17 protein-coding genes and 1 tRNA gene are annotated in these 17,797 nt (G+C 62.3%); 12 read left to right on the forward strand and 6 right to left on the reverse strand.

Features of this window, described 5'->3' with window-relative positions; genetic code table 11:
- Positions 1 to 9: 9 nt before the first annotated feature.
- Positions 10 to 1,047, reverse strand: coding sequence for a LacI family DNA-binding transcriptional regulator (locus O9Z70_RS06040; RefSeq protein ID WP_286021570.1), 1,038 nt, complete (start codon positions 1,045 to 1,047; stop codon positions 10 to 12).
- A gap of 224 nt (positions 1,048 to 1,271) precedes the next feature.
- Between O9Z70_RS06040 and O9Z70_RS06045 the strand changes: the two genes are divergently transcribed.
- From O9Z70_RS06045 to O9Z70_RS06080, 8 genes are all read left to right on the forward strand, one after another.
- Complete coding sequence (locus O9Z70_RS06045; RefSeq protein ID WP_286021571.1) at positions 1,272 to 2,510, forward strand: ABC transporter substrate-binding protein; 1,239 nt, start codon at positions 1,272 to 1,274, stop codon at positions 2,508 to 2,510.
- 96 nt (positions 2,511 to 2,606) lie between these two features.
- Positions 2,607 to 3,548, forward strand: coding sequence for a carbohydrate ABC transporter permease (locus tag O9Z70_RS06050; RefSeq protein ID WP_502870166.1), 942 nt, complete (start codon positions 2,607 to 2,609; stop codon positions 3,546 to 3,548).
- A gap of 14 nt (positions 3,549 to 3,562) precedes the next feature.
- Positions 3,563 to 4,480 (forward strand): carbohydrate ABC transporter permease, encoded by a 918-nt coding sequence (locus tag O9Z70_RS06055; protein WP_286021967.1) that lies wholly within the window; start codon positions 3,563 to 3,565, stop codon positions 4,478 to 4,480.
- A gap of 6 nt (positions 4,481 to 4,486) precedes the next feature.
- Positions 4,487 to 5,569 (forward strand): ABC transporter ATP-binding protein, encoded by a 1,083-nt coding sequence (locus tag O9Z70_RS06060; RefSeq protein WP_286021572.1) that lies wholly within the window; start codon positions 4,487 to 4,489, stop codon positions 5,567 to 5,569.
- Between the two features lie 166 nt (positions 5,570 to 5,735).
- Positions 5,736 to 6,485 (forward strand): sugar phosphate isomerase/epimerase family protein, encoded by a 750-nt coding sequence (locus O9Z70_RS06065; RefSeq protein WP_286021573.1) that lies wholly within the window; start codon positions 5,736 to 5,738, stop codon positions 6,483 to 6,485.
- 5 nt (positions 6,486 to 6,490) lie between these two features.
- Positions 6,491 to 7,633 carry a Gfo/Idh/MocA family protein gene (locus tag O9Z70_RS06070; RefSeq protein ID WP_286021574.1) on the forward strand — a complete coding sequence of 381 codons (1,143 nt, stop codon included), beginning with the start codon at positions 6,491 to 6,493 and terminating at the stop codon, positions 7,631 to 7,633.
- Positions 7,634 to 7,796: 163 nt separating this feature from the next.
- A complete protein-coding gene (locus tag O9Z70_RS06075) occupies positions 7,797 to 8,855 on the forward strand; it encodes a sugar phosphate isomerase/epimerase family protein (RefSeq protein ID WP_286021575.1) in 1,059 nt (352 codons plus the stop codon).
- A gap of 121 nt (positions 8,856 to 8,976) precedes the next feature.
- Positions 8,977 to 10,134, forward strand: a complete 1,158-nt coding sequence (locus tag O9Z70_RS06080) for a Gfo/Idh/MocA family protein (RefSeq protein WP_286021576.1) — start codon at positions 8,977 to 8,979, stop codon at positions 10,132 to 10,134.
- Positions 10,135 to 10,403: 269 nt separating this feature from the next.
- On the opposite strand, the gene O9Z70_RS06085 is transcribed toward O9Z70_RS06080, so the two are convergent.
- The 3 genes from O9Z70_RS06085 to O9Z70_RS06095 all read right to left on the reverse strand — a co-directional run bounded on the left by O9Z70_RS06085 (position 10,404) and on the right by O9Z70_RS06095 (position 11,782).
- Positions 10,404 to 11,267, reverse strand: coding sequence for a TraB/GumN family protein (locus tag O9Z70_RS06085; protein ID WP_286021577.1), 864 nt, complete (start codon positions 11,265 to 11,267; stop codon positions 10,404 to 10,406).
- 108 nt (positions 11,268 to 11,375) lie between these two features.
- A complete protein-coding gene (locus tag O9Z70_RS06090; RefSeq protein ID WP_286021578.1) occupies positions 11,376 to 11,681 on the reverse strand; it encodes an ETC complex I subunit in 306 nt (101 codons plus the stop codon).
- Between the two features lie 24 nt (positions 11,682 to 11,705).
- Positions 11,706 to 11,782: transfer RNA gene (locus O9Z70_RS06095), tRNA-Pro, on the reverse strand.
- A 97-nt stretch (positions 11,783 to 11,879) separates the two neighbouring features.
- Here O9Z70_RS06095 and O9Z70_RS06100 point away from each other — a divergent pair.
- Complete coding sequence (locus tag O9Z70_RS06100) at positions 11,880 to 12,623, forward strand: phosphatase PAP2 family protein (protein WP_286021579.1); 744 nt, start codon at positions 11,880 to 11,882, stop codon at positions 12,621 to 12,623.
- Here the strand turns inward: O9Z70_RS06100 and metC are convergent.
- Positions 12,605 to 13,792 carry a cystathionine beta-lyase gene (gene metC, locus O9Z70_RS06105; protein ID WP_286021580.1) on the reverse strand — a complete coding sequence of 396 codons (1,188 nt, stop codon included), beginning with the start codon at positions 13,790 to 13,792 and terminating at the stop codon, positions 12,605 to 12,607. The genes O9Z70_RS06100 and metC overlap by 19 nt on opposite strands.
- Before the next feature lie 216 nt (positions 13,793 to 14,008).
- Here metC and O9Z70_RS06110 point away from each other — a divergent pair, with 216 nt between their 5' ends.
- The 3 genes from O9Z70_RS06110 (at position 14,009) to O9Z70_RS06120 (ending at position 17,043) form a co-directional block, all read left to right on the forward strand.
- Positions 14,009 to 15,025, forward strand: coding sequence for an amino acid ABC transporter substrate-binding protein (locus O9Z70_RS06110; protein WP_286021581.1), 1,017 nt, complete (start codon positions 14,009 to 14,011; stop codon positions 15,023 to 15,025).
- Between the two features lie 87 nt (positions 15,026 to 15,112).
- Positions 15,113 to 15,892: an amino acid ABC transporter ATP-binding protein gene (locus O9Z70_RS06115; protein ID WP_286021968.1), complete on the forward strand. Its 780-nt coding sequence runs from the start codon at positions 15,113 to 15,115 to the stop codon at positions 15,890 to 15,892.
- 128 nt (positions 15,893 to 16,020) lie between these two features.
- Positions 16,021 to 17,043 (forward strand): amino acid ABC transporter substrate-binding protein, encoded by a 1,023-nt coding sequence (locus O9Z70_RS06120; protein ID WP_286021582.1) that lies wholly within the window; start codon positions 16,021 to 16,023, stop codon positions 17,041 to 17,043.
- A 39-nt stretch (positions 17,044 to 17,082) separates the two neighbouring features.
- On the opposite strand, the gene O9Z70_RS06125 is transcribed toward O9Z70_RS06120, so the two are convergent.
- The gene (locus O9Z70_RS06125; protein ID WP_286021583.1) at positions 17,083 to 17,796 is read right to left on the reverse strand and encodes an alanyl-tRNA editing protein; all 714 of its coding nucleotides are present in this window, start codon (positions 17,794 to 17,796) and stop codon (positions 17,083 to 17,085) included.
- Between the last annotated feature and the right edge of the window lies 1 nt (position 17,797).

A 17,797-nucleotide genomic window follows, 5' to 3' on the forward strand; every position in this document is an offset into this window, starting at 1 on the left:
CATTTTCGCTCAGGGCCTTGGCGCGATTGCCGTGCTTTCCCGGACGATCAGGTCCGAGGTCAGCAGGATGCGCAACGGACCCCCGGCCGGCTCGGTTTTTTCCAGAATGTCGATCAGCGTCTCCGCCGCCATACGACCCAGCGTTTCGCGCGGCTGGCGCATCGTGGTCAATGGCGGCGTATAATGCGCCGCCACGCCGAGATCGTCGAAGCCGATCACCGAAATGTCGCGCGGGCATTCCAGCCCATGCCGGCGCAGGCCGGAAAGGAAGCCGATGGCCGATTCGTCATTGGCGGCGAACATCGCCGTGGGCCGGTCGCTCAGTGCCATGAACCGGGCCGCCGCGGCGAAGCCGCTGGTGATTTCGAAATTGCCGCGTAGCAGCCATTCGGGCTGGACCACCTGCCCGGCGCCCTCCAATGCCTGCTTGAACCCGGCCAGCCGGTCGCGGGCCACCACATTGTGCTCAGGCCCCAATATATGTCCGATCTTGCGGTGGCCCAGATCGATCAGGTGCCGCGTGGCCCGCGCCGCCGCTTCGGCATTGTCGGTCAGCACCGTGTGGAAATCGGTCTGCGGAATATCCTCGCAGGCCAGCACCAGGGGAACCGAATTGGGTGGCGAGGCGATAGCCCTGAGCGTCTCCGGGCTGAGCGAGCCATCGAGCAGCAACAGACCATCGGCCCGGTTCGAGAGCATGTAATCCTGCAGGCGCCGCGCCGTTTCCTGCCCCAGATAGAGATTGGCCACCAGCACCCCATAGCCGCGGCTCGTGGCCTCCCGTTCGATGGCATCCAGAATTGACGAAAAGAACGGATTGCGGATATCGGGCAGCGCCACCAGGATGGTTCTGGCGTTTCGCTGCCGCAATGAACGGGCGGCCTGGTTGAGCGTGTAACCCGTTGCATGAATGGCTGCCGAAATTCGCGCCCGAGTGGCCTCGCTCACCTTTTCGGGGCTCGACAGGGCGCGGCTCACCGTGGCGGTGGAAACCTTCGCGGAGCGCGCAACATCTTGAATCGTCGGCGTTTTTCTTTTCTGATTCATCGCCGGCAACGATCCTTCCCGTTGTCAATTACCTATTCGATCTAAATCGATCTTGACACGCCTGCAAGGCTTGTAAGAAACTCCTGAAATCGATTGCACAACCACTTTGAAATGTGTAGTGCAATCGATTACACGCGGTTTCGGGTTGCTCTGAGGTAGAGGCAGCCATGCAGCCGGTGCATCGCTGGGGCGAGAGCTCCTCGTGTTCGTTGGGAGGACAACCTATGAAGAAATTTGCAGTGGTTGCCGCTATGGCAACCGCTTTCCTCGGCTCCACGGCCTTTGCTGCCGAGCTGGAAGTCACGCATTGGTGGACGTCGGCTGGTGAAGCGGCGGCGATCGCCGAATTCGCCAAGATCTTCGAAGAAGAGACCGGCAATACCTGGGTGGACAGCGCCCTGGCAGGTTCAGGCACTGGCGCCAACCCCGTCATCATCAGCCGCATCATCGGCGGTGACCCGATGGGCGCCACGCAGATGAATACCGGCCGCGACGCCGAAGAGCTCATCCAGGCCGGCCTGATGCGCGACCTGACCGACGTTGTCGCCGATCTGGACATCGACTCCTTCTATGTCGATCAGTCGCTGCTCGAGCCCTGCCGCTACGAAGGTGGCCTCTATTGTCTGCCGATCAACATCCACTCGTGGGACTGGCTGTGGCTCTCCACCGCCGCTTACGAGAAGATCGGTCAGCCGGTCCCGACCAATTGGGACGAATATGTCGATTCCTGGCCTGCTCTTGAGGAAGCCGGCATCCTGCCCTTCGGCCTGGCCGCGGGCTGGCCGATCGATGGCATCCCGGGTGTGCTGACCGCCGGCGTTGGCGGCACGGACCTGGTCCTGGCCATCAACCGCGACAAGGATGCCGATGCCGTTCGCGGCGCCGATTTCCGCGAAGTGGCGGAAGCCCTGGACGATCTGCGTTCGGTCATCTCGCCCGAAATGATGGTGCCGTCCTTTGGTGACGTCGGCAATCAATTGCTGGCGGGCGAAGCGGCCGGCAACATCCATGGCGACTGGCTGGCGGGCGACCTTCAGGTTGCTGGCGGCGTTGCCGGTGAAGACTACGAATGTCTGCCGGGTCTCGGCCTGAACGACATGCTCAGCGGCGGCGGCGATTCCTTCTACTTCCCGCTTCTGCCCGAGGGCACCGATCCGGACGTCATCGAAGCGCAGGCCCAACTGGCCCGCATCCTGATCTCGCCCGAAGCGCAGCTCAAGTTCAACCTGGTCAAGGGCTCCATGCCGATCCGCACCGATATCGACCTGTCGGGCGCCAATGCGTGCATGACCAAGGCTCTGGGCCTGCTGGGCAACGGCCTGCTCCCCTCGGGTGACTTCTCTCTGTCCAGCGATACGCAGCAGCAGCTGAACGACCTCACCAAGGAGTTCATCGCCGACGACAGCATCACCGTCGACGACTATATCGAGCGCTACGCCTCGATCATCGAGCAGGCTGACTGATCGTCAGGACCCTTTGATGGGATTGATTTCCCATCACTGAAAAGCGGTGGTCGGCCTTGATCGACAAGGTCGACCACTTTCTTATGGAGAGATGCAATGGCGGACCTAGCCGTTCAAACGGGGGAGGGTGCCGGGCGAGTTGGCCGGCCCGGGCTCCTGAAAAAGACCTTCCTTCACAATTTGCCCGCCAAGATTGCGGCGATTCCGATGATCGCCACCGTCCTGATCGTCTTCATCGGCTGTACGATCTGGACCGTCTATTATTCCTTCACCAATTCGCGGCTGCTGCCGACCGGCAAATTTGTCGGCTTTGATCAGTATGAGCGGCTTTTCGCTACGTCGCGCTGGAATATCTCGGTCACCAACCTGCTCACCTATGGTTCGATGTCGCTGGTTCTGACGCTGAGCCTGGGCTTCCTGCTCGCCGTGCTGATGGATCAGAAGATCCGCTTTGAAAGCGCCTTCCGCACCATCATGCTCTATCCCTTCGCCCTGTCCTTCATCGTCACGGGCCTGGTCTGGCAGTGGATCATGAATCCCACGCTTGGGCTCCAGGGCACGATGCGCCGGCTGGGCTGGGAGAGCTTCACCTTCGATTGGATCGCCAATCCCCGCATGGTCCTGTTCGCCCTGTTGATCGCCGGCCTCTGGCAGGGCGTGGGCTTCTGCATGATTCTCATGCTGGCCGGCCTGCGCGGCGTCGACGAGGAAATCTGGAAGGCCGCGCGGGTCGACGGCATCCCGACATGGCGCACTTATATTTCCATCGTTCTGCCGATGATGCGCGGCGTGCTGGTCACCGCCGTGGTGCTGATCGGCTCCGGCATTGTCCGGCTCTACGATCTCGTGGTGGCGCTCACCAATGGCGGTCCCGGCATCTCCTCGGAAGTGCCCGCCAAATACGTCATCAACTACATGTTCGGCGGCGGCAATATCGGCCAGGGCCTGGCGGCGGCGACCATGATGCTGCTCACGGTGCTGATCATCGTCATTCCCTGGGCTTACCTTGAATTTGGCGGAAAGGGGCGCCGCACATGAGCCAGACAGCAATTATGACCGGTTCGGAACAGTCCCGGAATTCGGCCGATGCCGTGGAGCCGCGCGGCCCGCGTCCCAAGCCGTTCTTCACGCCCAAGAAGATCATGATCTATTCGACCCTGATCTTCTTCTCGCTCTACTTCCTGTTTCCGCTCTACATCATGGTCGTGACCTCGCTCAAGACCATGCCCGAAATCCGTTTCGGCAACATTTTCGCTCTGCCGGGCCAGATCAATTTCGATGCCTGGGCGCGGGCCTGGACCAGCGCTTGCACGGGTTTGACCTGTCAGGGCCTGTCGCCGGGTTTCTGGAACTCGGTCAAGATCACCATTCCGAGCACCATCGTCTCCATCTTCATCGCGGCGGTGAATGGCTATGCCCTGGTCAATTGGCGCTTCAAGGGCGCGGACTTCTTCTTCTCCGTGCTGATCTTCGGCTCGTTCATCCCCTATCAGGTGATGATCTATCCGCTGGTCATCATCACCCGTGAGCTTGGAATTTTCGGTTCCCTGCAAGCCGTCATCCTCATCCACACCATTTTCGGCATGCCGATCCTGACCTTGCTGTTCCGCAATTACTTCTCGGCCCTGCCGCAGGAATTGTTCAAGGCGGCGCGCGTCGACGGAGCGGGATTCTGGCGCATTTTCTTCGAGATCATGCTGCCCATGTCGCTGCCGATCTTCGTGGTGGCGATCATCCTGCAGGTCACCGGCATCTGGAACGACTTCCTGTTCGGCGTGATTTTCGCGGGTACGCAGAACTATCCGATGACCGTCCAGCTCAACAACATCGTCAACTCGGCTCAGGGTACGCCCGAATACAACGTCAACATGGCTGCGACCGTGCTGACCGGCATGGTGCCCCTGATCATCTACTTTGTGTCCGGCAAGCTGTTCGTACGCGGCGTCGCCGCCGGCGCCGTGAAGGGATAAACGATTATGCAACCCAGCGTTTCCATCAAGGACCTGTCGCTCAGCTTCGGCAGTGTCAAAGTGCTCGAACATCTCGACCTCGACATTGCCCAGGGCGAGTTCATCGTGCTGCTCGGTCCCTCGGGCTGCGGCAAGTCCACCCTGCTCAATTGCATTGCCGGCCTGCTGGACGTGTCGGACGGGCAGATTTTCATCAACGGCAAGAACGTCACCTGGGAAGAGCCCAAGGATCGGGGCATCGGCATGGTGTTCCAGTCCTATGCGCTCTATCCGCAGATGTCGGTGGAAAAGAATCTTTCCTTCGGCCTGCGCGTTTCCGGCATGCCCCGGCCCGAGATCGAGAGCCGCGTGAAGCGCGCCGCCGAAATCCTGCAGATCGAGCCGCTCTTGCAGCGCAAGCCGGCCAATCTGTCCGGCGGCCAGCGCCAGCGCGTCGCCATCGGCCGCGCTTTGGTGCGGGATGTGGACGTGTTCCTGTTTGACGAGCCGCTGTCTAATCTCGACGCCAAGCTCCGCTCGGACCTGCGCGTCGAGATCAAGCGCCTGCATGCTCGTCTCAAGAACACCATGATCTACGTGACCCACGACCAGATCGAGGCCCTGACGCTGGCCGACCGCATCGCCATCATGAAGAATGGCGTGATCCAGCAATTGGCCGATCCACACACCATCTACAACAAGCCGACCAATCTCTACGTGGCCGGCTTCATCGGCTCGCCCTCGATGAATTTCATCAAGGGAACGCTGGAAGGCCAGAGCTTCACCGCCGACGACGGCACCTTCATTCCGGTCGGCGCCTACCAGTTCGAGGCTGCGCAGGCCGGTTCGTCCAAGGCGGTATTGGGCGTTCGTCCCGAGCATATCTTTATCGGCGAGGCTGCCGAGGCCATGCCGTTCAAGGCCGAGGCGGAAGTGGAAATCGTCGAGCCGATGGGGTCGGAAACCCTGGCCTGGACCAAGGTTGCCGGCGTGTCGGTCACCTTCCGTTGCAGCAGCGACATCCCGCTTGCGGCCGGCGACAAGATTCAGGTGGGCTTCGACATCGCCCGCGGTTCGCTTTTCAGCGCGGAAACCGAAAGCCGCCTGTAAGGCGACAAATCGAGCGGCGTCCCCTGGGACGTCGCTCCGATAAGCGACGCACATTACTTTTGCGGCACTCGATCTGTCCGGGCGCGGCGACGCCAGCCTCAAAGATGGCTATCCCTCCGGTCCGACGCGACACCGCATCCAATCGCCAGTACGAGAGGCCATCTCAATGACCGAGTTGTCATTCCAGCTTTATAGCGCCCGCAACGTTCCCTCCATGTCCGAGTTCTTCGGCCAGCTCTCCGCCCTCGGCTACAAGCAGGTCGAAGGTTTTGGCGGGCTTTACGCCGATGCCGCCGGCCTGGCGGCGGACCTCAAGACCCATGGCCTGGCCATGCCGACCGGCCATTTCGGCCTCGACCAGCTTCAGGACACATCCGGCGCGCTCAAAATTGCCGAAACCATCGGCATGAAGCGGATCTATTGCCCCTTCATCATGCCCGACCAGCGCAGCGAGGACGAATCCAAATGGCTCGAACTGGCCGAAACCCTCGCCGCGCTCGGCGAGGTCTTCACCGGGGAAGGCTACGGCTTCGGCTGGCATAACCACGATTTCGAATTTGTGCCCACCACGTCGGGTCGCACCCCTATGGAAATCATCCTCGAAACCGCGCCCGCCATCGAATGGGAATGCGACGTCGCCTGGGTGATTCGCGGCCGGGCCGATCCTGCCGCCTGGTTCGACCGATATGGCGACCGCATCACCGCCGTTCACGTCAAGGACCTCGCCGCCGAGGGCGAGAATCCCGAGGAAAGCGGCTGGGCCGATATCGGCCATGGCGTCGTCGGCTGGGACGAACTGATCAAGACGGTAAAGGCCAGGACCAAGACCCAGTATTTCGTCGCCGAACACGACAATCCGACCGACGCCGTGCGCTTCGCCACGCGCTCGATCGCAACCGCCAGCAAGTGGAAATAAGCCAAATGGCAAAAACCTATGGCGTCGGCATCATGGGTGCCGGCAATATCTCAGCGGCCTATCTGCGCCTCGCGCCCCTATTCCGGGGGCTTGAGGTCCGCGCCGTGGCCGACATTCTGCCCGAGGCGGCCAGGAAGCGCGCCGACGAATACGGAATTGCGGCCCAGACCCCGGACGAGCTGCTCAAGAACAGCGAGCTGGACGTCATCGTCAACCTCACCATTCCCTCGACCCATTACCAGGTGTCGATGGACATCATCTCGGCCGGCAAGCATTCCTATTCGGAAAAGCCTTTCGTGCTGAGCGTGGAGGAGGGATTGGCGCTCCGCAAGGCCGCCATCGAACGCGGCCTCTCGGTCGGCTCCGCCCCCGATACCTTCCTCGGCGGGGCGCATCAGCAAGCCCGCGAGATCATCGACAGCGGCCAATTGGGCAAGATCATGAGCGGCACCACCCATGTGATGAGCCGCGGCATGGAGCACTGGCATCCTAATCCAGACTTCTTCTTCCAGCCCGGCGGCGGCCCGATCCTCGATCTCGGTCCCTATTACATCACCGATCTGGTGCATCTGCTCGGCCCGGTCAAGCGCCTCTCGGCCTTCACCAATATGGCCCGCGCCGAGCGCATCGTCACCGCGGAAGGCCCCTATCAGGGCAGCGTCATCAAGGTGGGCACCCCCACCACCATTCACGGCCTGCTGGAATTCCACAATGGCGCCATTGTCACCATTGGCGCCAGTTGGGACGTGGCGGCGCATGGTCACCACAATATCGAGCTCTACGGTACCGATGGCTCGATCTTCGTGCCGGATCCGAATTTTTTCGGCGGCGATCTGACGATTGCCGGCATCGATGGCGCCCGCAGCCCGGTCGATCCATGGGACCATCCCTTCGGCAAGCCGAACCAGGAGCTCGACTCCACCCATCCCCGGGCCAATTATCGCTGCGCCGGCCTTGCCGACATGATGCTGTCGCACGAAACCGGCCAGCCAGCGCGGTGCGGTCTCGACGTTGCCCTGCATGTGGTCGAGGTGATGACCGGCCTGCTCCGCGCCGGCGAGACCGGTGAAGTGCTGACCTTGCAGACCACCTGCGAACGTCCCCGCGCTCTCGACATCGAGGATGCCCGGGCGCTGCTGCGGGCTTGATGAACGTACCTCGTTGACAGGCGCTTTGCGCCGGTCAAGACTACTGCGTAACATATTAGGGCGGCGAGAAATCGCCGCCCGTCATTCATGCGGTCGATAAGTCCGCAGCCTGAAAACAGCCCCGGCAAATGCGGTGCACGGGGCCATAAGAGGGAGTGTTTCTATGGCCACCACGCTAAAAGGCCCCGCTATTTTCCTGGCGCAATTCGCCGGCGATGCAGCGCCGTTCGACAATCTGGACAATATCTGCCGCTGGGCCGCCGGCCTCGGTTACAAGGGCGTGCAGATTCCCACCTGGGTATCCAGCTTTATCGATCTGGAAAAAGCTGCCAATTCCAAGACTTATGCCGACGAGATCAAGGGAATTGTCAACAGTCACGGTCTGGAGATCACCGAGCTTTCAACGCATCTCCAGGGCCAGTTGATCGCCGTGCATCCCGCCTATGACACCGCCTTTGACGGCTTCGCTCCGGCCAGCGTCCACAACAATCCCAAGGCCCGGCAGGAATGGGCCGTCCAGACCATGCTGAACGCCGCCAAGGCCTCGCGGAATCTGGGCCTTACCGGCCATGCGACCTTTTCCGGTTCGCTTGCCTGGCCCTATATCTATCCCTGGCCGCAGCGCCCCGCCGGCCTGGTCGAAGAGGCTTTCGACGAATTGGCCCGCCGCTGGACCCCGATCCTCGATGCTTTCGATGAAGCCGGCGTCGATATCTGCTACGAAATCCACCCCGGCGAAGACCTGCATGATGGCATTTCCTACGAGATGTTCCTCGAACGCGTGAACAATCATCCGCGCGCCAACCTGCTCTACGATCCGAGCCATTTCGTGCTGCAGCAGCTCGATTATCTCGACTACATCGACATCTACAAGGACCGCATCAAGGCCTTCCACGTCAAGGATGCCGAGTTCAATCCCACCGGCCGGCAGGGCATCTATGGCGGCTTCCAGTCCTGGGTGAACCGGGCAGGGCGCTTCCGCTCCATCGGCGATGGCCAGGTCGATTTCCCCTCCATTTTCGCCAAGATGGCCGCCAACGACTTCAAGGGCTGGGCCGTTCTCGAATGGGAATGCGCCCTCAAGCATCCGGAAGACGGCGCGCGCGAAGGGGCCGAGCTGATCCAGAGCTACATCATCCGCGTCACCGAAAAGGCCTTCGACGATTTCGCCAGCGGCGGCACTGACCACGCCGCCAACCGCAAGATGCTGGGTTTGAGCTGAACCGAAAAACCCACGGAGTCATTCCCGCGAAGGCGGGAATCTCCGTTTCGGCCAACCAGGATTCCCGCCTTCGCGGGAATGACCCCTGAGGCATTGCTGAAGAACGAAAAGAGGAACCAAAATGGCTGAAAACGGCGCAAGGCGTATTCGCCTGGGCATGGTCGGCGGCGGCACGGGAGCCTTTATCGGCTATGTGCATCGCGTGGCGTCCCGCATCGACGGCGATTACGAACTGGTGGCGGGCGCATTGTCCTCGCGCCCGGAAGTGGCTCGGGAATCCGGCCGCAATCTCGGTCTGGCCGAAGACCGTATCTATACCTCCTATGAGGACATGGCCCGCGCCGAGGCGGCGCGCTCGGACGGCATCGAGGCGGTGTCGATCGTCACGCCCAATCACATGCATTTCGGGCCGGCCAGGGCCTTCCTGGAAGCCGGCATCCACGTCATCTGCGACAAGCCGATCACCTCGACGCTGGACGACGCCCGCAAGCTGGCCGAAATCCAGCCCAGGAATGGCGCGAAATTCCTGCTGACGCATAATTACACCGGCTATCCGCTGGTGCGCCAGGCGCGCGAAATGGTGGAATCCGGAGCGCTGGGCAAGATCAGGGTGATACAGGCCGAATATCCGCAGGAATGGCTCACCGAGCCGGTCGAGCAATCTGGCAATGCTCCGGGCGCCGAATGGCGCACCGATCCGGCCCGCTCCGGCGCCGGCGGCGCCATCGGCGATATCGGCACCCATGCCTATAATCTCTTGCGCTTCGTCACCGGCCTCAAGACCGAGGCGGTTTCTGCCGATCTCACCAGCTTCGTGCCGGGCCGCCAGCTCGACGACAACGTCCATATCATGCTGCGCTTCGAAGGCGGAGCCAAGGGCATGCTCTGGGCCAGCCAGGTCGCCGTCGGCAACGAAAACGGCCTGCAATTGCGCGTCTATGGCGACAAGGGCGGGCTCGAATGGCGCCAGGATAATCCGAACTACATGTGGTTCACCGAGTTCGGCAAGCCGCGTCAATTGCTGACCCGCGGCGGCTCCATCGCTGTCCCGCCCGCCGCCGCGATGAATGTCCGCATTCCTTCGGGCCACCCGGAAGGCTATCTCGAAGCCTTCGCCACGCTTTACAGCCAGTTCGCCGCTATTATCCGCGGCGAAGGCGCCGATTACGAAGCCCTGCTGCCCTCTCTCGCCGATGGCGTCGAAGGCATGCAATTCATCGTGGCCTCGGTGCAATCGAGCCGGAACGACAGCCAATGGACCAGGCTCAGCGACGTTTAATTATACCGACGAAAACGACCGCTATCGCTCCCTCCGCTTGAGGGGAGTGTTTACATCGGACACTTCGAGCCAAGTTGTCTCGGGACGCGAGGCCCATCGCCCCCTCCCCTTGAGGGGAGGGCCGGGGAGGGGGTGCTGCGGTTTCTGCACATCCGGCGGTCTCGCCCTCGCTCCGCCACCCCCACCCTCAATCCCTCCCCTCAAGGGGGAGGGAGGCGCAGGAACCGCCGATCCTGGACCGGTCGCGCCTGGCGAAAATACGGGCTGTTCTACTGCACCCGCTCGCTGGTGAATCCACGCTGTTCCAGCAGGCGCACCACGCTGATATCGCCCACGAGATGGGCCGCGCCCACGATCAGCAGCGCCTGTTCATTGCGCGCCAGCATGGCCTCGATCTGCTCGGCCCAATTGTGGTTGCGTATATCGATCAGCCGCTCGATCATGCTTTCGTCATAGCCGCCCATCTGCGCCATGGCGATATGACCCAGCGCCTCCGGCTCGCCCTCCATCCAGGCCTTCACCATCGCGTCGATATCGTCCTGCATATTGTGGATCGTATCGAGCGTCGCTTGCAGCATGGCGATCTGTTCGCCCTCGTCGCCGCTGGCCAGAACGGCGATCTGTTCCTGCGGCGTTTCCAGAAAGCCCTTGCGCTCCATCGGCAATTCATTGCTGAGCAGCGGGTCGACCCCGAGCGTCGGATCGTAGCCGATTTCCGCCAGCACCCCGAGCGACAAGGTGGTCGCGGCCATCCAGGGCTGCATGGTCAGCAGCATCGGCATGGGCACGTCATAATCGGCGGCCACCTGGCGGAGCTGCGCGGTCATGTCCGGTCCGATGCGTTCGCTCAGCAGCTTGCCGTCGCGAATGAAACCCAGTTCGAAGCTCAGCGGCGCGATCTCCATCTGCGCCGCGATTCCGATATCGGTTTCGAAATAGACCCGGTCCGCCTTGGTGAGAATTTTGTCGAAGGCGGAACTGCGCCAGTCGATCCCCGGCGGCAGCAGATGCACCGAGCCGAACAGCCAGACCGAACTATCGCCGTCGCTGACCTTCCACAGCGCCGGGCCCGCCAGGGCCGAACTGGCGCCGAGCAATAATCCCGCCAGCGGCGCAATCAGGCGACGGATCATCTTGTCTGGCTCCAGCTTCCATTTCACCCGGCAAGCCTATCGCCAAAAAGCCAGGCGCCGCAATCTCTTGCCGCGCCAGATGGACTCAAATTCTCAACCGCCCGAGCGTCAATGCGTCCAGGGCGTCTTGCGGTCGGAGCGGAAATTGTCGGGATAGCTGACGCGCTTGGGCGTGGGATCGTGCGCCGGCTGCACCGAATAGGGGATGCCATTGCGCTGCGCATAGGCCTCGGCTTCTTCCTGGCTCTCGAACGACAGCTTGATCTGCTGCGCCATGTCCGAACTGCTCGTATAGCCCATCAGCGGATCGATGCTGCGTGGAATGGCCGGCTCATAGACCAAGAGCCAGCTTTTGGACTTGCCCCTGCCGGACTGCATGGCGTTGGGGGCAGGGCGGTAGATGCGAGCGTTCATGCAAAGTCCTCAACACGATGCGAATGGTCGGAGTACAAAGATTCGAACTTTGGACCCCCGGTTCCCAAAACCGGTGCTCTACCAGGCTGAGCTACACTCCGACATCGCGCCTTTCCGTTACCGCGTTCGGCATCAAAGGGCAAGGCCGCTCGTGGCGCCGCCGCGCTCTTGACGAGGCCTTGGGAGCAAGGGACAAGCATGCCCATGTTCGATCTGCAAAAGCCCTGGCCGCTCGGCCTCAACCGCTCATCCTGGCCGTTCTTTCTCATCGGCACGCTCGCCGTGCTGGGCCTGCTCGCCACCATCGACGTGCTGGCCTCGCGCGGCTCGACCGCCTGGCCCGATCACTGGCGCGCGCCCTTCTTTTTCATCACCGATTACGGGCTGTCGGATTGGGTGCTGATTCCCAGCCTGGCGCTGATGATCCTGCTGCGCCTCGCCATGTTCCCGCTACGCGGCGTCTGGCGGCAGGCCAGCGGCGAATTGGCGATGGTCGCGGCCTTCATTTTCCTCGGCGTCGGCGTGCCCGGCCTGTTCACCAATCTGCTCAAGCGCCTGGTCGGCCGGGGCCGGCCGGTCGAATTCGAGGCGTCCGGCGCGTTTTCGTTCCAGAATCTGTTCAACGACTGGACCTATCAGAGCTTTCCCAGCGGCCATTCGGCCACGGCCATCGCCACGGCTTTCGCCGTGGGCTTTCTCTGGCCGCGTCTGTTCCCGCTATTGCTGGTCATCGGCATAATCGTCGCCATTTCCCGCGTACCGGTCGGCGCCCATTATCCCACCGACGTCTTCGCCGGCATCGTCGTCGGCATGCTCGGCGCCTATCTGGTGCGCAACGTCTTTGCCCGGAAAGGCTGGCTGTTCGAGACCGACGCCGATGGCCGCATCAGGCGCAAGCCGTTCCCCGGCCTGCGCCAGCTCGTTCACCGCGCCGCCGAATAGCGCGCCAGCGCCGCCGCCAGATCCGCCTTGAGGTCATCGAGGTCCTCGAAGCCGATATGCACCCGGAACAGATTGCCGTCCTGCGGCCAAGGCTTGACGCTGCGGGCCTTGCCCATTTTCACCGGCAGGCACAGGCTTTCATAGCCGCCCCAGGAAAAGCCCATGCCGAATATGCGCATATGATCGACAAAGGCCGCCATGGCCTCGCGCCGCGCCGGTTTCAGCACGAAGCCGAACAGGCTGCCCGCGCCGGTAAAGTTCTTTTTCCAGATGGCGTGATCGGGATGGCTGGGCAAAGCCGGGTGCAGCACCCGCGATACCTCGTCCTGCCGTTCCAGCCAGAGGGCGATATCCAGCGCCCGCGCCTGATGCTCCTTCATCCGCACCGCCAGCGTGCGCAATCCCCGCGCCACTAGGAATGCGTCGTCGCCGGAGCTGAAAAATCCGAGCAGGGTGCGAATGCGCTCCACATCGGCCCAGCATTCCTCATTCGTCGAAATGGTGCCGGCCATCACGTCGGAATGCCCGACGAACATTTTCGTCGCCGCATGCACGACGATGTCGGCGCCCAAGGCCAGCGGCCGGTGATAAAGCGGGGTGGCCCAGCTATTGTCCACGATCAACCGCGCCCCGCCGGCCCGCGCCACCTTGGCCAATACGGCGATATCCTGCACCTCGAAGGTCAGCGATCCCGGACTTTCCGCCAGGATGGCGCGCGTATTGGGCTGCATGAGTTCGGCCAGCCCCGCTCCGATGCGCGGATCGAAATAGCGAACGCTGACCCCCATCCGCGTCAGATAGCCATCGGCGAATGTCCGGCCCGGCTCATAGGCGCAATCGGTGATCAGCACGTCGTCGCCGGCCTTCACGCAGGCCAGCAATGCAATGGTGATGGCGGCCAGTCCCGATGGCACCAGCTTGGTCCGATAGGCGCCTTCCAGTTCGGTGACGACCGCTTCCACGGCTTCCGTCGTCGGATTGCCGCCGCGGCCATAGAGATAGCGCTGGCTTTGCGCGTCCAGGTCGGCCAGCGTCTTGAACAGCACCGTCGAGCCACGATAAACCGGCGTGTTGACGAAGCCGAACTGCTCGTCCGGCACCCTGCCGCCATGGGTCAGAACCGTCTCGACGGACGCTGCTGCGGGCGGGCTGAATTTGTGATCGCTCATCCTGGGCTCGGTGCTCACAAGAAAATCAATTGCAGGGTTATGGCCGGCTAATGAACGGGTTTGCTGTCCTGGCGGCCCGGAAACTCTTGACCTTACCGGCGGTTAGAGGTTGCATGCTTACAGCATCTGGCCTGCGTGACAAAGCCGTGTGCGAACGGAGCCTTGGCAAATCTGACGGGTTCTGAAAAACAGGGTCGAGAACGAAAAGGCGAATAGATGCGCAAAGCGCTGGTATCCATGGCAATCGCGGTTTCGATGGGCCTCGGCGCGGCGGCCGCGCAAGCGGCCATTCTCGATGACGTCAGGGCCAAGGGTTATATTCAATGCGGCGTTACCAGCGGCGTCGCCGGTTTTTCCGCCCTCGATTCCACGTCTGGCTGGGCCGGCATCGAAGTCGATTATTGCCGCGCGCTCGCAGCCGCCATCTTCAACAATGCCGACGCCGTGCGCTTTACCTCGCTGACCAGCCAGGAGCGTTTCGCCGCCCTGTCGGCCGATGAAATCGACGTGTTGTCGCGCACTACCACCTGGACCATGAGCCGGGATACCCAATTGGGCATCAGCTTTGTCGGCACCCTGTTTTATGACAGCCAGGGTTTCATGGTGCGTAGGGACGCCGGCATCGAATCCGCCCTCGACCTGGGCGGCGTTCCCGTCTGCATCGAAGCGGACACCACCACCGAGGTGAACGCTTCCGAATACTTCCTCGCCAATGGCATGGACTTCAACGATGTCGTGTTCGTCGACCATGACGAAGTGGCGAAAGCCTACGAGGATGGTCGCTGCGTCGTCTACACCGCCGATGCGTCGGCGCTGGCATCGGAACGGTCCAAATTCCCCAATCCTGACAATCATGTCATTCTGCCCGAAATCATCGCCAAGGAGCCCCTCGGCCCGGCGGTGCGCGCCGGCGATAGCCAATGGTTCAACATTGCCCGCTGGACCTATTTCGCCCTGCTCGAAGCCGAGGAGCTGGGCGTGAGCTCCGCCAATGTCGATGAACAGCTTGGCTCGGACAATCCGGCCATCAAGCGCCTGCTCGGCGTTGAGGGGGAATTCGGAACGCCCCTCGGCATCGACAATGCCTGGGCCTACCAGATCGTCAAGCTGGTAGGCAATTACGCCGAGATCTTCGAGCGCAATATCGGTCCCGATACTCCGGTCGGCCTTGAGCGTGGCGTGAATGCCCTGTGGCGTGACGGCGGCATCCAATACGCCCCGCCGATCCGCTGAGCCGAACCAAGTGAGCCGGCGCGCCGCCTGGAGCGCCGTTGCGACGCTGGCTGAGAGGGAGCGCCCATGTCTGAGGTTTCCGACATCATGATCGAGCACAAGATCGATATCGGTCAGGCCAAGGTCTCCGCCACCGAGGTGGCGATCGACGTCATCGGCATGCATAAATGGTATGGCGATTTCCATGCCTTGCGCGACATCGACCTCCGGGTGATGCAGGGCGAGCGCATCGTCGTCGCCGGCCCCTCGGGCTCCGGCAAATCCACGCTGATCCGCTGCATCAATCGGCTGGAAGAACACCAGCAGGGCCAGATCGTCGTCAACGGCACCGAGCTGACGGCCGACCTCAAGCGCATCGATGAAGTGCGCCGCGAAGTGGGCATGGTGTTCCAGCACTTCAATCTGTTTCCGCATCTGACGATCCTCGAAAACCTCACCCTCGCGCCCATCTGGGTGCGCGGCCTTGCCAGGGCCGAGGCCGAAGAAACCGCCATGCACTATCTTGAGCGGGTGAAAATTCCGGAGCAGGCCAGAAAATATCCGGGCCAGCTTTCCGGCGGCCAGCAGCAGCGCGTGGCCATCGCCCGCTCGCTCTGCATGCAGCCGAAAATCATGCTGTTCGACGAGCCGACCTCGGCCCTCGACCCGGAAATGGTCAAGGAAGTGCTGGACGTCATGATCGGCCTCGCCGAAGAGGGCATGACCATGATCTGCGTGACCCACGAAATGGGCTTCGCCCGCCAGGTCGCCAATCGCGTCATCTTCATGGATCAGGGCCAGATCATCGAGCAGAACCAGCCCGACCTGTTCTTCTCCAGCCCGCAGCACGAACGCACCAAGCTGTTTCTCAGCCAGATTCTGCACTGACTGCCATCCCCGCGGGCAAACCGTCCCGGCAGAGCTGGGCGCATAAATAATCAGGGGGTGCAGCCGGTCCTCGGCTTGACCCTCTTTCTCCGCCTGCCAATATGGGGCGAGAAAAGAAAGCCTCGATTTTGCTCAACATCTTCAAGCCAGCTCTCTTTCTGGCCGCCATATATTTCGGCCTGGCGGCGCCGCCGGTTGCGGCACAGACGCTGGAAGCGGTGCGCGAGCGCGGTTTTCTCGTCTGCGGAGCGAGCAATCCCCTGTCCGGCTTTTCGCAATTGGACGCCGATGGCCGCTGGTCCGGCTTCGATGTCGATCTCTGCCGCGCCTTGGCCGCCGCGATTTTCGGCAATCCGGACCTGATCGAATTCCGCTCCTATCGCGGCGAGGCCCGGTTTGCGCCGCTGCAGACCGGCAGCGTCGATGTGCTGATGCGCAATGGCGCCTGGACGGCCGGGCGCGACACCCGGTTCGGCGCCAGCTATGTCACGCCCACCTTCTTCGATGGCCAGGCATTTCTGGTGCCCCAATCGCTCGGCGTCGTGTCGGCCTATGAACTGGACGATGTCAGCATCTGCGTCGTCGATGGCTTTGGCGAATTGCAGGCCCTGGACGATTTCTTCTTTTCCAACCAGACGACCTTCAAGGAAGTCGTCTATGAGGAAACAGCCGACCTGCTGACCGCCTATCGCGCCGGCCTGTGCCAGGTGATTTCCGCTTCGGGTCGTCAATTGCAGGCCATTCGCCGCGAATTGTCCGACCCGGCGCTGCATCGCATCCTGCCCGAACGGATTTCCAAGGAAGTCTTGGGGCCGGTGGTGCGCGAGGACGACGACCGCTGGTTTGAAATCGTCCGCTGGACCGTTTTTGCGCTGATCACCGCCGAGGAAGTCGGCGTCACCAGTCTCAATATCGATTCCCTCGCCGCCGCGCGCACCCCCGCGGTTCGCCGCATTCTCGGGCTGGAGGGCGATTACGGCAGCCCCCTCGGTTTGCGCGCCACCTTCATGACCGACGCCATCCGCGCCGTGGGCAGCTATGCCGAGCTCTATGACCGTCATTTCGGCTCGCAAACCGGCGCTGCCATGCTGCGCGGCCAAAATGCCCTCTGGCGCAATGGCGGCCTGCTCTACGCGCCCCCGATCCTGTAGCGGAGCGGCCGGCTCGTCGAAGAACGAAGAGGCGCCGGGTCAGGCAAACAGCAGGCTCACCCGCCGGTTCTGCTTGCCCTTTTTCTCGATCTTGCCCAGGGCTAGCGGCCCGATCTCGCCTGTGCGCGCCACATGCGTTCCGCCGCATGGTTGCAGATCCACATCCCCGATCCGCACCAGCCGTACGCGCCCCTGGCCCTTGGGCGGCTTGACCTTCATGGTCTTGATCAGCTCGGCCTGGGCGTCCATTTCCGCATCGGTGATCCATTCCACGGATGCCGGATGATCCGCCGCGACCATCTCGTTGAGCCGGGCTTGCAGCGCCGGCAGATCGTCCGGCACCTCGGGCATGTCGAAATCCAGCCGCCCCTTGTCCTCGCCGACCTGCCCGCCGGTGACCGGGAAGGGGAAGACCACCGAGAGCAGATGCAGCGCCGTGTGCATCCGCATCAATCGGTAGCGCCGTTCCCAATCCAGCTCGACGCGAACCCTTTCCCCGATCGCGGGCAGCGTCTGTTCCGCTGCCGGCACATGCACGATCCGGGCTTTGTCGCCATCGGGATGAATTGCGGTGCTCAAGGTCAGCAATGCGTTACCCGATCGGACCAATATGCCACTATCGCCCGGCTGTCCGCCGGAGGTGGCATAGAACACCGTCCGGTCCAGCACGATCCCGCCTTCCGGCGTAATCGCCACCACCTCCGCCTCCGTCGATTTGCGGTAGGCATCGTCGCGAAACAGAAACTCGGTCATC

This window comes from Devosia sp. YIM 151766 (assembly GCF_030285925.1).
Taxonomy (GTDB): Bacteria; Pseudomonadota; Alphaproteobacteria; order Rhizobiales; family Devosiaceae; genus Devosia.

Coding starts and splice junctions, on each gene's coding strand:
- O9Z70_RS06040 (WP_286021570.1), bottom strand. CDS start 1,047: ATGAATCAGAAAAGAAAAACGCCGACGATTCAAGATGTTGCGCGCTCC.
- O9Z70_RS06045 (WP_286021571.1), top strand. CDS start 1,272: ATGAAGAAATTTGCAGTGGTTGCCGCTATGGCAACCGCTTTCCTCGGC.
- O9Z70_RS06050 (WP_502870166.1), top strand. CDS start 2,607: ATGGCGGACCTAGCCGTTCAAACGGGGGAGGGTGCCGGGCGAGTTGGC.
- O9Z70_RS06055 (WP_286021967.1), top strand. CDS start 3,563: ATGACCGGTTCGGAACAGTCCCGGAATTCGGCCGATGCCGTGGAGCCG.
- O9Z70_RS06060 (WP_286021572.1), top strand. CDS start 4,487: ATGCAACCCAGCGTTTCCATCAAGGACCTGTCGCTCAGCTTCGGCAGT.
- O9Z70_RS06065 (WP_286021573.1), top strand. CDS start 5,736: ATGACCGAGTTGTCATTCCAGCTTTATAGCGCCCGCAACGTTCCCTCC.
- O9Z70_RS06070 (WP_286021574.1), top strand. CDS start 6,491: ATGGCAAAAACCTATGGCGTCGGCATCATGGGTGCCGGCAATATCTCA.
- O9Z70_RS06075 (WP_286021575.1), top strand. CDS start 7,797: ATGGCCACCACGCTAAAAGGCCCCGCTATTTTCCTGGCGCAATTCGCC.
- O9Z70_RS06080 (WP_286021576.1), top strand. CDS start 8,977: ATGGCTGAAAACGGCGCAAGGCGTATTCGCCTGGGCATGGTCGGCGGC.
- O9Z70_RS06085 (WP_286021577.1), bottom strand. CDS start 11,267: ATGATCCGTCGCCTGATTGCGCCGCTGGCGGGATTATTGCTCGGCGCC.
- O9Z70_RS06090 (WP_286021578.1), bottom strand. CDS start 11,681: ATGAACGCTCGCATCTACCGCCCTGCCCCCAACGCCATGCAGTCCGGC.
- O9Z70_RS06100 (WP_286021579.1), top strand. CDS start 11,880: ATGCCCATGTTCGATCTGCAAAAGCCCTGGCCGCTCGGCCTCAACCGC.
- metC (WP_286021580.1), bottom strand. CDS start 13,792: ATGAGCGATCACAAATTCAGCCCGCCCGCAGCAGCGTCCGTCGAGACG.
- O9Z70_RS06110 (WP_286021581.1), top strand. CDS start 14,009: ATGCGCAAAGCGCTGGTATCCATGGCAATCGCGGTTTCGATGGGCCTC.
- O9Z70_RS06115 (WP_286021968.1), top strand. CDS start 15,113: ATGATCGAGCACAAGATCGATATCGGTCAGGCCAAGGTCTCCGCCACC.
- O9Z70_RS06125 (WP_286021583.1), bottom strand. CDS start 17,796: ATGACCGAGTTTCTGTTTCGCGACGATGCCTACCGCAAATCGACGGAG.